Source organism: Catalinimonas alkaloidigena (assembly GCF_900100765.1).
Classification (GTDB): domain Bacteria; phylum Bacteroidota; class Bacteroidia; order Cytophagales; family Flexibacteraceae; genus Mooreia; species Mooreia alkaloidigena.
This window is the reverse complement of sequence record NZ_FNFO01000017.1, coordinates 18907-32767: the sequence shown is the minus strand read 5'-3', so window position 1 is coordinate 32767 and position 13861 is coordinate 18907. Positions and strand designations below refer to the sequence as shown.

The following is a 13861-nucleotide window of genomic DNA, read 5'->3' as shown; positions in this document are numbered from 1 at the left end:
AGATAAACAGCGATGTGGCGGAAACTGACCGACCGGCAAAAGCGAAATCTTTTCCTGATTTCACTGGGAATCAACGTACTAGCCTGGTATGAAGCGGTGCAAGGCTTGGGAGGCATCGGTATTCATACATCGGTGATTCCGGGGTGGCATGTCTCGAGTTCTTTACCTTTCTTATCCTTGGTCAGTCCGGCCATCCTGTTGCTATCGGCCGGGTTGGCCTTGTATGTACTGTACAGAGCGCTACGCGGACCCAAATATGATCGTAGGCGATAAGGCGAAATTTGCCATAGAATTTGAGTTTTCTGATGACCTCGTTGAGCGAAAAAGGAAGATGGGGTTCGGGAAGCTATGGATTGAGAATCAGTACTATGGTACAAAGGAAGACCTTATTTTTCTAGAAGGATATCTGCTGCGCCTTGTCGAAGAACTTCTTCAGGCTCCAGCACTTTCCTTCGCTTATTTCCCAAGGGCTAAACCTGAACTCTACGAACGACTCACGCGAGAACGGGAAGCGAACGCGCATTACAAACTAAGTGATTCAACGTTTACCGATGATTTTGATGGATACAAATTCGCGCGTGATGGCAGAATTTTCATGGTATGGCGTCTGATCAATCGAACGTTCTTCAAAGAATTACAACGCTACCCAACCGATATACAAGTCTGTTCAGCGTTGGAATCAGACATAAACGAAGTGTACCTGGAGGCAAAGCGAGAAATCGACCGACCCACTATAGGGTAGGTCCTGACACCCTCCGAACGAAAGAGGCGGGTAAACAATCCTTTGCGTTCCTGGTTACGTAAGCGAGATCTGTGAACATTCAAGCCAAAATACGACGCATTCTGGAACGCCTCAGCACGGGCGTGTACGAAAAAGAAGAGGCCATCCGGCTGTCGTTGCTGACGGCGGTGGCGGGCGAAAGCCTGTTTCTGCTCGGCCCCCCGGGTGTGGCCAAAAGTCTGATCGCGCGGAAACTCAAATTTGCCTTCCTCGGTGGCACCTCGTTCGAGTACCTGATGAACCGCTTCTCGACCCCCGACGAGGTGTTCGGGCCGGTGTCGATCAAAAAACTCAAGGACGAAGACAAGTACGAGCGTCTTACGGAAAAATACCTGCCCGGCGCCAGCATTGTATTCCTGGACGAACTCTGGAAAGCGGGGCCTTCCATTCAGAATGCGCTGTTGACCGTCCTGAACGAGAAAATATACCGCAACGGCGAGCAGGAAGTGCGGGTGAACGTGAAAGGCATTATTGCCGCCTCGAACGAGCTGCCCGCCTACGGACAAGGACTGGAAGCGCTCTGGGACCGGTTCCTGGTGCGGTACCTGATCCGGGAGATCCAGACGGCGGGGAATTTCGTGCAGATGATTACCGACACCACCGACCTCTACGCCGATTCCATTGCCGACGAAGACAAAATCAACGAAGAGGAACTGGTGCAGTGGAACCAGGCCATCGACCGGATCGACGTACCCGCCGAAGTGGTCAATACGCTGCAACTCATCAAGTTAAAGACGGAACAGTACGACCAGAGCGGCGAAGCTCAGTTTCGCTTCGAGGTTTACGACCGGCGCTGGAAGAAAATGGTGCGGCTGCTGCGCACGTCCGCGTTTCTGAACGGCCGCCCGAACGTGGACCTGATGGACTGTTTTCTGGTGGCGCATTGCCTCTGGAACCATCCCGACCAACGGGAGACGGCGCAGGAAATCGTGGCGGAAGTGATTCGCAAGCACGGCTACACGCTGGCCCTGAACCTGACGCCCCTTCGGCAGGAAGTCCGCGACCTGGAGACGGAAGTACGGGACGAAACCCGCATCCGGAACGTGAAGTTGGTGGACAAACTCCAACCCGTCGACCGTGAGTACTACGAAGTCCTGAACATGGAACAGTACTTTGACGGCAACCGGATGAAACGCTCCGAGTTCGATCGCCTCGGTGTGGATGAAGAGAGTACCGTGAATTTGTACGACGCCGGCGCTAACTTGACGAATCGGGTGCGCGCCCGCAAAGGCCAGGACCCGCATACGCTGATTGTTTTTTACAACTCGCGCAGTTACGATTTTCGCCTCCGTACGACGAAAGAAGAGAAGGTCGAGATCATCTACAAAAAGCCGCATCCGCTGCTGCAATCCTACTGGCAGGAGCGCATCGAGAAGCTGCAGGCGTACATCGATACCCAGAAAGAAAAAGTCCGGCACGAAGCCCCGGGGGAACTAAACGGCCTTCGCGACAACCTGTTTGTCGATGCCGAACTGGCCGACGTAGTTGAAGCCAACCTCCGCGACGTGCACGACGGGCTGGACCAACTGGCCCTGCAACTCGAAAAAATCAAGTTCAGTTACGAACAAATCGGCGAGCAGTAGTCTGGCCACCTGCCTTCTTGGTATTTCGACCTTAGGGAAAATCTTATTCTCTTCTGAAACAATCTTTGAGGAATTTCAAGAAGAGGGACGTTGATGCCAAAAGATACCTCGCTTGAGACGAAAAATCCACTGTCATGCTGAACGCCTTTATCAGGCGGGCGGTTGATGCCGTTGCCGAAACCACGGTTGCAAAACCCCCCGGTCGAACAGCAGAAGCGTGAGCAGGCCGTTGACGAACAGAAGCGGCTGGAGGTAAGGCCCCAGGGCCACCTGCGCCTGGCGATCGCCCACGGCAGGCAGCCACGACCCATCGAGGATCAGCACCGGATTCTGCCCACTGCTGAGCAGGAGAAGTACCGACGGCAACACCAGCAGAAAAATGGCGATCCCACTGATGTGCAGCAAGCGTTTGCGGAGCGAAATCGGCGACACGGCTTTGTGCGGCTCTGCCTTGAGCTGGTTGAGTACACGGAAATTGAATCCGGTCGAAGGCTCCAGCAGCGGTAAGGCGGCCAGCGCCTCGTCGGCCTGTCGCACTTCGTTGTAGGCCCTGCGGTAGGCGGGATCGTGGGCGAGCTGCGCGCGAATGGCCGTGGCCTCTTCGTCGGTGCATTCGCCGTCTACGTAGCGCATCAGCGCCATCAGTTCTTCGTCCGAAATCATAGCAACTCCTTCGTTTCTTCTTTCAACAATAGATTGAGTTCTTTGGCAAACCGCTTGCGTGCGCGGAACAGTTTGATCTTCAGCGTGTTTTCGACGATGCCCGTCGTCTCGGCCATCTCTTCCAGTGAACGTTCCTGAAAATAAAACAGCGTCAGTACCATCACGTCGTCGGGCGGAAGCTGCTGCAACGCCTGCTGCACGAACTTACGTCGTTCGGCCTGCTGCCACTCGGCGGGGCCGCCTTCGTCGGGCAGGTGGTAGAACTGCGGATCGTCGATCGACTGCGTCGTCAGTCGTTTTTTCCGGCGTCGGGCCAGGGCAGCATTGCAGGTAATCCGGTACAGCCACGTCGAAAACTTGGCGTCCCGGTTGAAGGTTTCCAGCGCGCTCAGCGCCTTGACGAACGCATCCTGTGCCGCCTCTTCGGCCTCTTCGCGCTGGTTCAGAATGCGGAAGGCCACCGTAAAGACGTACCGCTTGTGGCGATCCATCAGCTCGTGAAAGGCCGAAGTGTCGCCCGCCAGAATCCGGTCAACAAGCGCTAGATCAGGATCAGAATGCATGTACGGGCTTGGATGCGTGCGGGGGCGATCAGGTTACGGGCTGAACAAAATAAAATTTTTTTTGCCTGCCCCGTAACCCGCCTGCGCTTTCTGCCATCAAAGCTTGCAGAAACCCAACTACACAAACTCATGAACGAGAAAATACTTGCCCTCCTGATTCCGATCTCTGCCGTCATCGGAACGTTCATCGTCATTATCAACGTACGCAGATTCGAAAACAGCGAGCGCCTGGCGATGATCGAACGGGGCATGGAGCCGAACCTGCATCGCCCTGCGAACAACAGCAATACGCTACGCTTCGCCCTTCTGGCGATTGGCATCGGGGTGGGCCTAATTCTGGCCGACCTGTTCGAAAGCCTCCTGAACCTGGACGGCGACGTGATCTACCCGGCGATGCTGTTCCTGGGCGGTGGTGTCGGCCTGTTGCTGGCCTACCGGATTCTGGAGCGGAAAGAAAAAGAAAGAGAAGCCGAATTGCAAAAGACGCATCCCTGACGCAACCGAAACTTCACAGAACGTGGCCCGTCCCTGCACAGGAACGGGCCACATTGGTTTTGAGACGCTCATGGTTAGCGCCACGGCTGGCACATCACCGAATCGAGACGGGCATCGGCCAGGAGCCTCGGCACCGGCTCAAGCAGCCGTGAGTCTACCAAGGTCACATCAGCCCACTGCCAGGCTTGCTGCAACTGCACCTTTACGGTTTGGGCCTCTGCCTGTTTTTCCTGTTGTTGTAAACTGCGTAACAGCCCGTTCAGGGCCCAGCCATTTTTGGGATAGGTGCGCAGGTCTTCCCGGTAGACCTGTTCGGCTTCGGCGTATCGTCCGCTTTTCAACAGAACCGGCCCCAGGTGATGGCGCACCGAGAAAAACCAGTCGGGCGGTTCGTTGTAGGCCAGGGCGTCTTCCAGCGCGACGGCTTCGCGCAGCAGCGCAATGGCCTGGACATCGTGGCCTTGCCGTTGTAGCACGTCCGCTTCCAGTACACGCTCCGCAATGCCGGTCAGGTCAGCCACACGGTTGATGTCCCAGATGGTCATTTTCTGCATCGTGCTGTCGTGTGCCAGTTGCCGCACCTTGGCTAATTCTGCGCGCGCTTCGTCGAGGCGCTGTTTACCGGCCAGGGCCATGCCCCGGGCATAGTGCCAGATCAGGTTCGGGTACACCAGATTGCGACCCGGTGCAGTGAGGTGCAGAATGGCGTCCCACTGCGCGAACTTCACCAGCGTGTAGTAGGGAATGGCGTAATAATGTTGCAACGTGGCCCAGCCCGGGTCGGTCATCAGTTCCAGGTCGGCGTGCTCGGCGACGTGCAGGGCCGCTTCCAGGGCAGTCCGCCCACGTCCTTCCAGCGTGGCCGTCGCCACAAGAAAGTGGTAATTGTGCGGGTAGTAAGCCAGCGGGTAAATCCCCTGGGCATTGCAGGCGGCCAGATAAGCGCTGTCGACTTGAGCAGCAGCTTCGTTGGTAACCGACCCCAGGTGGTAGTCGCCGGTGCGAATGTAGGTGTGCGAAGGCATGTGGACCAGATGCCCCGAGCTCGGCACCAGCGTTGCCAGCCGCTGGGCAGAGGCCATCGCCCGCTCGGGATGCGGCGAGGCTTCTGTGGCGTGGATGTAGAGGTGGTTGGCCTGCGGATGGTCGGGCGCTTGTGCCAGTACGTGTTCCAGCACCTCCAGGAGGTGAGGCGTCCAGGGTTGGGGCGTACCGTCCGCATGCCAGAAGTCCCACGGATGCAAGTCCATCAACGATTCTGCGTAGACGGAAGCCACGTCGGCGTGGTCGGAAAACTGGCGGTAGGCCGTGGCCATAGCGTCGGCGTAGGCGCGATCGAGTGCCGCGCGGTCGGCCTGTGGTTCCGGCGCATACCGCTGGGCCAAAGCCCGAATCATGGCGCGTTCCCAGGGCTGTACGTGGGCTTGGTAGCGCTGCGCCTGTTGTACGGCCGCATACGCTTCGGCGACGTCGGCATCGTCCATCGCGGCGTTGATGTTCGGCCCCAGCGCGTACCCAATGCCCCAGTAGGCCATGGCACAGGTCGAGTCGTGTTTGAGCGCTTCCCGGTACGAGCGGATCGCTTCCCGATGATTAAAGCCGTACGTCAGCACCAGCCCCTGGTCGAAGAAGCGTTGTGCCGCTTTCGAGGTGGTGGTGATGGGCGTCTGGTGTGTGCCGATGTCGAGACGCGGTGCGCTGGACAGAGGAGTTTCAGGAGTCTTGGGAAGGGACAGCGCTAGCAGCGCAAGGCCCAGCGAACAGAGGAAAAGAAAGGTTTTGACGGACATGGGACAGGAGGTTGGGCGGAAAGAAAGAAGAGAGGATCACGCACGCGATTCGCGTCTTCGGAGCGAAGAGGCTGTGAAAAGGCAACCAGCGAAGGCGAAAGTCGGGGAGGGGTGTCCCTCACCGGCGTGAGTTGGGTGGACCTGAGCACGACTTGCTCAGGCGGAGTGCAGCTTCTTACGGACGCGAAGCCGGGAATAGAACAACAAGTAACGCTTTAATTAGCAGATTATCAAGCAAGTAGCGACGGAGCTGTGAGAAATTATGCCCGGAACTGTTGCAAGAGATAGTCGTAGAAAAGGGCCTTGTCTACGTCGGTGACCAGCGTTGCCGGAACGCCGTTCGGATCGAGCCGCGTCTGACCGGCGTTGGGTGGGCGGGTACTGATGGTGGCGCGGATGGCCTCGGTGGTGAAGGCCTGCGGCAGGGCGAGGTAGCTGGTCGCCAGCATGTCCCACATAAAATACGTGTAGTGATAGCTCGGGATCGTGTCGATCGTCAGGGCCCACAGTTGCCCTGCCAGGTTGGAAAGCCGGTGGTCCGCCTGCCGGGCCAGTTGTTGCAGAAACGTTTTGTGGACGGGCACGTGGTTGGTGGCATCCAGCGCAACGAATACCAGAGGCAGTCCGTAGGTCAGGAGTTTCTGAGCCGAGACGGGGTCCCAGTACACGTTCCATTCGGCGGTGCCGTTGTGCTGAAACGCCAGCACGTTCCCCTGCGTGCGAAACGCGCCCGCCATCCAAATCACCTCGTCGATCTTTTCCACCAGATCGGGGGCGCGTTCCAGCGCAAGCGTCAGGTTAGAACAGGGGCCGGTCATCAGCACCGTGACCGGGGTATCGGACGCGCGCAGGGTATCGATCATCAGGTCAGGGGCCGACGGGTACTGATACGGATCGGGGGGCGAGGGCAGGTTGATCAGCATCGGCAGGGCGTTGACGCACTCGGGGCGGGCACGCCAGGCGTCGGGGAAGGCATTGACTCCATAGGATTCGCCGCGACCCATGGGCACCTCTGTCCGGTCCATCAGGTGCAGCAGTTTGTAGGCCGATTCCAGCGCGGGTTCCAGAAAACAATCGGCCGGGGTAATCGAGAGGCCAATCAGGTCCACATCGGGCATGGTCAGCACCAGGAGTTGCGACAGCAGGTCGTCGATGGCCCCGTCGTGGTCCATCCAAAGCTTTTTCTTCATCGCGGGTGAAGGTAGGAAATTCTTTTTGGCAGCCTACAACTTCAGGCGCGGGGCCAGCAGCAGAAGCAGCACGAAACTGATGCCGATGGCCAGCGCCAAGATCATCCACAAGAACGAAAAGCCGAGGGCGTCGGCCAGCGTAAGGCCCACGAGGGGCGTCGCGATGTTGGCGACCGACCAGGCCATGTAGTACCACGCCATGTAGTCGCCCCGTCGGGTTTTGGGACTCAGGGTCAGCGGCAGCGCGTTGTTGAAGGGGAGGTACAGAATCTCGCCCAGCGTCAGGAGCGTCACGGCGACATACCCGAGCGCCAGCGCCGGAGGAAGCAGATAGACGAGGTAGGCCGCCGCGATCAGCACCATGCCCGACAACAGCGCTCCCTTCCGGACTCCGGCTTTTTCCAGGACGTGAATGAGCGGCATTTCGATCACCACCACGAGGGCGCTACTGACGGCCAGCAGCAGCCCGATGGAACGTTCGTTCAGTCCCCACGCATTTTTGAGGAACACCGGCACCGTATGGAACCACTGCAGAAAGCCGAACGCCACCAGAAATGTCCCCAGCACAAAAAGAAGATACGCCCCGTTGCGGTACGGCGGACGACCCGTGGCCTCAGGATCGGACGTGTCCGATGGGTCCGGCAGCGGCCTGGTCCAGCGGCGCGACGTAAACCACAGGAAAACAGAGGCGGTCAGGCACGTCAGTCCGTCGATCCAGAACAGGCCGTCGTATCCGATGGTGGTCGCCACCAATCCCCCGATGGCCGGGGCGGCGCTCATGCCCAGATTGATGGCGAGCCGCAAAAACGCCATGGAACGCCCGGTTTCCGACGAAGGGACGTAATTGCCCACAGCGGCGCTCATGGCCGGGCGGTACGCCTCTCCGAACAGCGACGCCAGGAAAATCAGGAGAAACAGCGTCGGGAACCGCGTGGCAAACTGCAGGGCGATCAGCAGACCGCCACCGACCGAGAGGCTCAGCATAATCACCGTCAGCGGCCCCCAGCGGTCGCTCAGCCGCCCACCGAAGAAAGCGCCGCCCAGCGAACCCAGCCCGAACGCCGACGCCAGCAGACCGGCCTCCCGCAGCGAAAAGCCCAGCACGGTGGTGAGGTAGACGCTGAGAAACGGCAGCACCATCGTGCCCACCCGGTTCAGGAACGTCAGGACGGCCAGCGCCCAGATTTCTTTGGGATGACCCACGTAGGCATCGCGATAGAGACGGAACGAACGGGCAAGGGTAGGCTGCATAGACATCTGAAGATAACCAGGAAGGTAATACGATGAACGGCGGCGGGAAGAAATGCGCAAGGTTGTGTGTCGAACGCCCGGAGGTGGCGGAATTGCACGACCGCGTCAGGCGGTTTCTGTCCAACCGTGGGAATGAACCTGAGTTGTCGGGAGAGTCCGCAGACGGCCGTATTCTCGCTCAAAGCCGACCGGGGCACTTCCTACGAAGCATATCAGACCACACTGGACCAGATCCAAGCCGCTTCCACGAGTTGCGCGCGGCAGAACTGGGCCTTTCGGTGGAACAGTACCTGGCCCTGGAGCCGGAAACGTCCTGGCACGACCGACAGCTGGTTGAGCGGGCGCGGGACGCGTTTCCCATGCAAATTTCCGAGGCCGAGCCGAGTCACGCCGCCGATTAAATACGATTGGCAAAAGATCAGGCAGAGGGTTCTTCCGGAAGCAGCGCGTGGCTGCGCCGGGCAGCTTCTTCCTCGAATGCCACGTCCAGGTGTTGGTCGCCCAGCGTTCCTTTCACGTACAACATCTTGACCAAAATCATCACCGTGGCGAGAATGGGTGTGGAGAGCAGCAACCCTAGTGCCCCCAGTAGTTTGGCGAAAAAGACCTGCACGGCCAGCAGCAGTACCGGGGGCATCTGGATGGCGTGCTTCTGGATATTCGGGGTAATCAGGTAGCTCTCGAAGGCCTGGATGCCCAGGTAGAGCAGAGCGACGTACAACGCCATGGAGGGGCTCTGCACAAACGCGAGCAGCACCGGCGGCACGGCCGACAGCAGCGGCCCGAGGTTGGGCACGAACGAGAAGAAGAAGGCAATCAGCGAAAGCGTGAGCACCAGCGGCATGCCGAGTGCCCACAACCCGATGGCCGTCATGATGCCGACGCTCGTCATGTCGAGAATCTTGCCGATAAACCACCGGAACAGCGTGATGTTCAGCGTAATCAACACCTGCGCCGCGCGGGGCCGTTGTTCCGTCGGGATGAGCCGCAGGAAGCCCCGGACGTACAGCAGCGGATCGATGGCCAGAAAAGTCGCGAGTACGACGATGATCACCACGTCGAACACAGCCCCCAGTGTGAGGGTAAAGAAACTGAATACACGCTGCGTGATCTGCTGCGAATCGCCCCCCAGCCATTCAGAACTATCGGGCAGTTGTTTCCAGAGCATTTGGCCGACCGACGACGACTGGGCGGCGCTTTTCACTTCGTCGACGATCTGCGGTAGCCGGTCCGACAACTGGCTGACCTGTTCGGCCACGTTCGGGGCCAGCAGCGCGATCAACCCGGCGATCACACCAAACTGCACCAGAATGGTCAGCGCCAGCGCCCACCCGACCGGCACTCGGGTTTTGGCGTGCAGCCACCGGGCCGTACCGCGCCAGAGAATCGCGAGCATGATGGCCGCAAACAGCAGCAACAGTTCGTGGGTCAGAAACTGAATCGCCAGGAGGGCGACGGCAATCAAGAACAGTAAACCGAGCTTCCGCCCGAAGTTGCGGAGAGAGGCGTCCATAGACCAACAAAAAGTAAGAAAGTATACCGAAGCTTGGTGTAAGCAACGGGCAGAAAGCAGATTGGGTTGGTAAAGAAGGGTTTATCGCGTCACTCAGGACGTTTTACAGTCAGTTCAGAAATAGGCGTTCTTCCGTCACTGGTGTGCAAAATGTACACGTGATCAAATAACGTGGGTATCACCATGTCTCTGATTTCTGAAAAATCATCAAACCACGAATAGGGAACCATGCCTTCTACAATGAGAAGACATTTACGATGGTACTGAACCTTGTAATTGGCAATCTTTCGCTCTTTCGACCTAATGATGTCTAGAATTTGGTCAGGCTTGGGGTCTGGAACAGCCTTACTCATACTGTTATACCAAACAGACTCTGTAATGCTTGGTATAAAGTACCCTCGAATATCATACAAATAAGCTGGCAAGGGATGCTCGACTGAAAAGAGGAAAGATTCATTGAGGTTATGGCCAAGAATACCTTTAAGAACAATCTTTGCTATCTCGCTTCCTACGGCATCCCATTCTCGTTTGGGGAAGTTTGCACTTCGTCTAAAGCTGACAGTTACATTCATAGGGAGATTCATGTTATCCAGAAACAGCTTCTCCGCACGTCGTACGATTTCCTCCTCCATTTCATGACGTTGCTTCTGCGAGAATTTGTCGTGGCCATAGGGTTCGTTGTGGAGTTGTGTAAGTTCAATTCCCCAACGTCGCTGTGTCTCACTCACAAGAAATTGAAAATCGGGAGGCTCTTCCGTAGGAGCCAGCTTACGCAGTTCGCCTTTCGGAAAGGCGGGGCATAAATCGAGAAACCGCTCCATGAACCAGAACTCTTCCTTTGCTTTCTTGTCCATCGTGTCGAACGAACATAACGTCTTTTCTTCACTTCACTCAAAATAGCTTAACCCCATCACAACCAGGAGATTTTCGGAAAAGCGACTTCAATCGGGTGAAAATCCGGTTCAGTCTTTTCGGGTTGCCCTTCGTCAGCAAATCTTGGTTTTTCCCGAACCTGTGCCTTACTTTTTCTGTTTATACTTGTCTCTTTCCGGGACTTTTTCCGTACCTAGTTAGTCTCCCACTGTTTGTATCCTGAATGCTGCTGAAAAACGACGTTTCCGCACCTGACCACACCACCACCACGCTGCCCCAAAACGGCACGACTTCTTCTGTTTCTGATGCCACCGGCCACGAGTCGATCGAGATTTATGGCGCGCGCGAACACAACCTGAAAAACATCGACCTGACCATTCCGCGGAACCGCCTCGTGGTGATTACGGGGATCAGCGGCAGCGGCAAGTCGTCGCTGGCCTTCGACACTGTCTACGCCGAGGGACAGCGCCGCTACATGGAGAGTTTTTCGGCCTACGCGCGGTCGTTCATCGGCGACATGGAACGGCCCGACGTCGACAAGATCAACGGCCTGAGTCCGGTCATCTCCATCGAACAGAAAACCACGTCGCGTAACCCCCGCTCGACGGTCGGCACCACGACGGAGATTTACGATTTTATGCGTCTGCTGTTTGCGCGGGCGGGCGAAGCGTTTTCGTACCTGACGGGCGAGCGCATGGTGAAGCGGTCGGAAGACCAGATCATCAACCACATTATGGAGACGCTCGACGGACAGAAGCTGACGCTTCTGGCCCCGGTGGTTAAGGGCCGAAAGGGCCACTACCGCGAACTGTTTCAGCAGTTGCGCAAGAGCGGCTTCACGAAGGTGCGCGTCGACGGCGAGGTGCAGGAGCTGGTCCCGAAAATGCAGGTGGACCGCTACAAGGTGCACGACATTGAGATCGTGATCGACCGGGTGGTGGTGCGTGAGGCAGATCGCTTCCGCATTGCGCAGTCGGTCAACACGGCGCTGAACCACGGCAAGGGCATCATCATGACGCTCGATGGCGACGACAATGTGCAGACGCTGTCCAAGTTCCTGACCGACCCGAAATCGGGCCTGTCGTACGACGAGCCCGCGCCGAACCTGTTCTCGTTCAACTCCCCCTACGGGGCCTGCCCGACCTGCAACGGCCTGGGGCAGATCGAAGAAATTACGGAAGATTCCATCATTCCCGATCCCACGCTCAGCATCAGCCGGGGGGGCATTGCGCCGCTGGGCGAATACCGCGACATCTGGATCTTCAAACAATTGCAGACGCTGTTGAAGCGCTACAAACTGAGCCTGTCGACGCCCATCGAGCAGTTTCCGAAGGAGCTGATGAAGGCGATTCTGCACGGGACCGACGAGGCTATTCCGGTGCCCTCCAAGAAATATCCCGGCACGTCGTGGCACATTCAGTTCGACGGCATCATCTCCTTTCTGCAAAAGCAGCAGGACTCGGAATCGGACAAGATTCGCGACTGGGTGCGCGATTTTACGAGCATCAAGACGTGCCCCGACTGCCAGGGCGCGCGCCTGAAGAAAGAGTCGCTCCATTTTCTGATCGACGGAAAAAACATCGCCGAACTGGCGCAACTCGACATTTCCGACTTGGCCGCGTGGTTCGTAGGGCTGGAAGATCGCCTCGACGACCGCCAGCGCCGCATCGCTTCGGAAGTGCTGAAAGAAATCAGGAAGCGCATCGGCTTCCTGATCGACGTGGGCCTGGAGTACCTTGATCTGGACCGTCCGCTCCGTACCTTGTCGGGCGGAGAGGCGCAACGCATTCGTCTGGCGACGCAGATCGGCACCCAATTGGTCGGCGTGTTGTACATCCTCGACGAACCGAGCATCGGGCTGCACCAGCGCGACAACGTGAAGCTGATCAAAGCCTTGCAGGACCTGCGCGATCTGGGCAATACGGTGATCGTGGTAGAGCACGACAAAGACATGATGCTGGCCTGCGACTACCTGGTCGACATCGGGCCGGGTGCCGGGCGGCACGGGGGGCACGTCGTGGCACAGGGCACGCCCCAGGAGTTTCTCCAGCAGCAGAGCCTCACGGCGCGCTACCTGAACGGCCAGCGCGAAATCGCCGTGCCGGCCGAACGTCGCAAAGGCAATGGCAAAAAGCTGGTGATCAAAGGTGCGAAGGGCCACAACCTGAAGAACGTCACGTTTACGCTGCCCTTAGGTAAGATGACCGCCGTCACGGGCGTCTCCGGTTCGGGCAAATCGTCGCTCGTGCACGATACGCTCTACCCCATCCTGAACCAGCACTTCTTCCACGCGAAGCGCGACCCACTGCCGTACAAGTCGGTGAAGGGCCTGGAGCATCTGGACAAAGTTATCGAAGTGGACCAGTCGCCCATTGGGCGGACGCCGCGTTCCAACCCGGCGACCTACACCGGCGTGTTTACCGACATCCGGGCGCTGTTTTCTTCCTTGCCCGAGGCCAAGATCCGGGGCTACAAACCGGGCCGTTTCTCGTTCAACGTGAAGGGCGGTCGCTGCGAAACCTGCGAAGGGGCGGGCATGAAACTCATTGAAATGGACTTTCTGCCGAACGTCCACGTGCCGTGCGAAACCTGCAAAGGCAAGCGCTACAACCGCGAAACGCTGGAAGTGCGGTTCAAAGGCAAGTCCATCGCCGACGTGCTCGACATGACGGTAGAACAGGCCGTGGAATTCTTCGAAAACCAGCCGAAAATCCTCCGGAAAATCCAGACCCTGCACGAAGTGGGCCTCGGCTACATCACCCTCGGGCAACACGCCACGACCCTGTCGGGCGGGGAAGCGCAGCGCGTGAAACTGGCGACCGAACTCTCGCGACGCGATACCGGGCAGACGCTCTACATCCTCGACGAACCGACCACGGGCCTTCATTTTTCGGACATCCAGCACCTGCTCGACGTGCTGAACAAGCTCGCCGACCGGGGCAATACGGTACTGATCATCGAACACAACCTGGACGTGATTAAGGTCTGCGACCACGTAATCGACTTGGGGCCGGAAGGCGGTGCGGGCGGTGGCACCATCGTGGTCGAAGGCGCGCCCGAAAAAATTGCCAACGCTGCCGAAAGCTATACCGGCAAGTTCCTGAAACTGGAGCTGGGCCAGGCGTAACAGCGGTTCCCACGCATGTGCCTGGTGCTGGC

General features: G+C 58.0%; 12 protein-coding genes. 5 read left to right on the top strand and 7 right to left on the bottom strand.

What is annotated here, in order from left to right:
* Positions 1-256 precede the first annotated feature (256 nt).
* Entirely contained in the window at positions 257-742 is a 486-nt protein-coding gene (locus BLR44_RS27025) for an Imm42 family immunity protein (RefSeq protein WP_089688379.1), read from the top strand.
* 71 nt (positions 743-813) lie between these two features.
* On the top strand, positions 814-2364 hold the full coding sequence (locus BLR44_RS27020) for an AAA family ATPase (RefSeq protein ID WP_089688377.1): 1551 nt from the start codon (positions 814-816) through the stop codon (positions 2362-2364).
* A 150-nt stretch (positions 2365-2514) separates the two neighbouring features.
* Here the strand turns inward: BLR44_RS27020 and BLR44_RS27015 are convergent, their stop codons facing one another.
* Complete coding sequence (locus BLR44_RS27015) at positions 2515-3027, bottom strand: anti-sigma factor family protein (protein WP_089688375.1); 513 nt, start codon at positions 3025-3027, stop codon at positions 2515-2517.
* The gene (locus tag BLR44_RS27010) at positions 3024-3590 is read right to left on the bottom strand and encodes an RNA polymerase sigma factor (RefSeq protein ID WP_089688372.1); all 567 of its coding nucleotides are present in this window, start codon (positions 3588-3590) and stop codon (positions 3024-3026) included. The genes BLR44_RS27015 and BLR44_RS27010 overlap by 4 nt, the downstream gene beginning before the upstream one ends.
* 129 nt (positions 3591-3719) lie before the next feature.
* Here BLR44_RS27010 and BLR44_RS27005 point away from each other — a divergent pair, with 129 nt between their 5' ends.
* Positions 3720-4085 carry a DUF6249 domain-containing protein gene (locus tag BLR44_RS27005; protein WP_089688370.1) on the top strand — a complete coding sequence of 122 codons (366 nt, stop codon included), beginning with the start codon at positions 3720-3722 and terminating at the stop codon, positions 4083-4085.
* Between the two features lie 74 nt (positions 4086-4159).
* Here the strand turns inward: BLR44_RS27005 and BLR44_RS27000 are convergent, their stop codons facing one another.
* From BLR44_RS27000 to BLR44_RS26990, 3 genes are all read right to left on the bottom strand, one after another.
* Positions 4160-5875 carry a tetratricopeptide repeat protein gene (locus tag BLR44_RS27000; protein WP_089688369.1) on the bottom strand — a complete coding sequence of 572 codons (1716 nt, stop codon included), beginning with the start codon at positions 5873-5875 and terminating at the stop codon, positions 4160-4162.
* A gap of 260 nt (positions 5876-6135) precedes the next feature.
* Complete coding sequence (locus BLR44_RS26995; protein ID WP_089688366.1) at positions 6136-7065, bottom strand: nucleoside hydrolase; 930 nt, start codon at positions 7063-7065, stop codon at positions 6136-6138.
* 33 nt (positions 7066-7098) lie between these two features.
* The gene (locus BLR44_RS26990) at positions 7099-8316 is read right to left on the bottom strand and encodes an MFS transporter (protein ID WP_176956235.1); all 1218 of its coding nucleotides are present in this window, start codon (positions 8314-8316) and stop codon (positions 7099-7101) included.
* A gap of 251 nt (positions 8317-8567) precedes the next feature.
* Here BLR44_RS26990 and BLR44_RS29005 point away from each other — a divergent pair, with 251 nt between their 5' ends.
* Positions 8568-8717, top strand: coding sequence for a hypothetical protein (locus tag BLR44_RS29005; RefSeq protein ID WP_176956234.1), 150 nt, complete (start codon positions 8568-8570; stop codon positions 8715-8717).
* Positions 8718-8734: 17 nt separating this feature from the next.
* On the opposite strand, the gene BLR44_RS26985 is transcribed toward BLR44_RS29005, so the two are convergent.
* Together BLR44_RS26985 and BLR44_RS26980 are read right to left on the bottom strand one after the other, a co-directional pair.
* Complete coding sequence (locus BLR44_RS26985) at positions 8735-9829, bottom strand: AI-2E family transporter (protein ID WP_089688362.1); 1095 nt, start codon at positions 9827-9829, stop codon at positions 8735-8737.
* Between the two features lie 89 nt (positions 9830-9918).
* Entirely contained in the window at positions 9919-10683 is a 765-nt protein-coding gene (locus BLR44_RS26980) for a hypothetical protein (RefSeq protein ID WP_089688360.1), read from the bottom strand.
* 242 nt (positions 10684-10925) lie between these two features.
* On the opposite strand from BLR44_RS26980, the gene uvrA reads away from it, so the two are divergent.
* Positions 10926-13829: an excinuclease ABC subunit UvrA gene (uvrA, locus tag BLR44_RS26975; RefSeq protein ID WP_089688358.1), complete on the top strand. Its 2904-nt coding sequence runs from the start codon at positions 10926-10928 to the stop codon at positions 13827-13829.
* The last annotated feature ends 32 nt before the right edge of the window (positions 13830-13861 follow it).

Coding starts and splice junctions, on each gene's coding strand:
- BLR44_RS26990 (WP_176956235.1), bottom strand. CDS start 8,316: ATGCAGCCTACCCTTGCCCGTTCGTTCCGTCTCTATCGCGATGCCTAC.
- BLR44_RS27015 (WP_089688375.1), bottom strand. CDS start 3,027: ATGATTTCGGACGAAGAACTGATGGCGCTGATGCGCTACGTAGACGGC.
- BLR44_RS26985 (WP_089688362.1), bottom strand. CDS start 9,829: ATGGACGCCTCTCTCCGCAACTTCGGGCGGAAGCTCGGTTTACTGTTC.
- BLR44_RS27000 (WP_089688369.1), bottom strand. CDS start 5,875: ATGTCCGTCAAAACCTTTCTTTTCCTCTGTTCGCTGGGCCTTGCGCTG.
- BLR44_RS26995 (WP_089688366.1), bottom strand. CDS start 7,065: ATGAAGAAAAAGCTTTGGATGGACCACGACGGGGCCATCGACGACCTG.
- BLR44_RS27010 (WP_089688372.1), bottom strand. CDS start 3,590: ATGCATTCTGATCCTGATCTAGCGCTTGTTGACCGGATTCTGGCGGGC.
- BLR44_RS26980 (WP_089688360.1), bottom strand. CDS start 10,683: ATGGACAAGAAAGCAAAGGAAGAGTTCTGGTTCATGGAGCGGTTTCTC.
- uvrA (WP_089688358.1), top strand. CDS start 10,926: ATGCTGCTGAAAAACGACGTTTCCGCACCTGACCACACCACCACCACG.
- BLR44_RS27005 (WP_089688370.1), top strand. CDS start 3,720: ATGAACGAGAAAATACTTGCCCTCCTGATTCCGATCTCTGCCGTCATC.
- BLR44_RS27025 (WP_089688379.1), top strand. CDS start 257: ATGATCGTAGGCGATAAGGCGAAATTTGCCATAGAATTTGAGTTTTCT.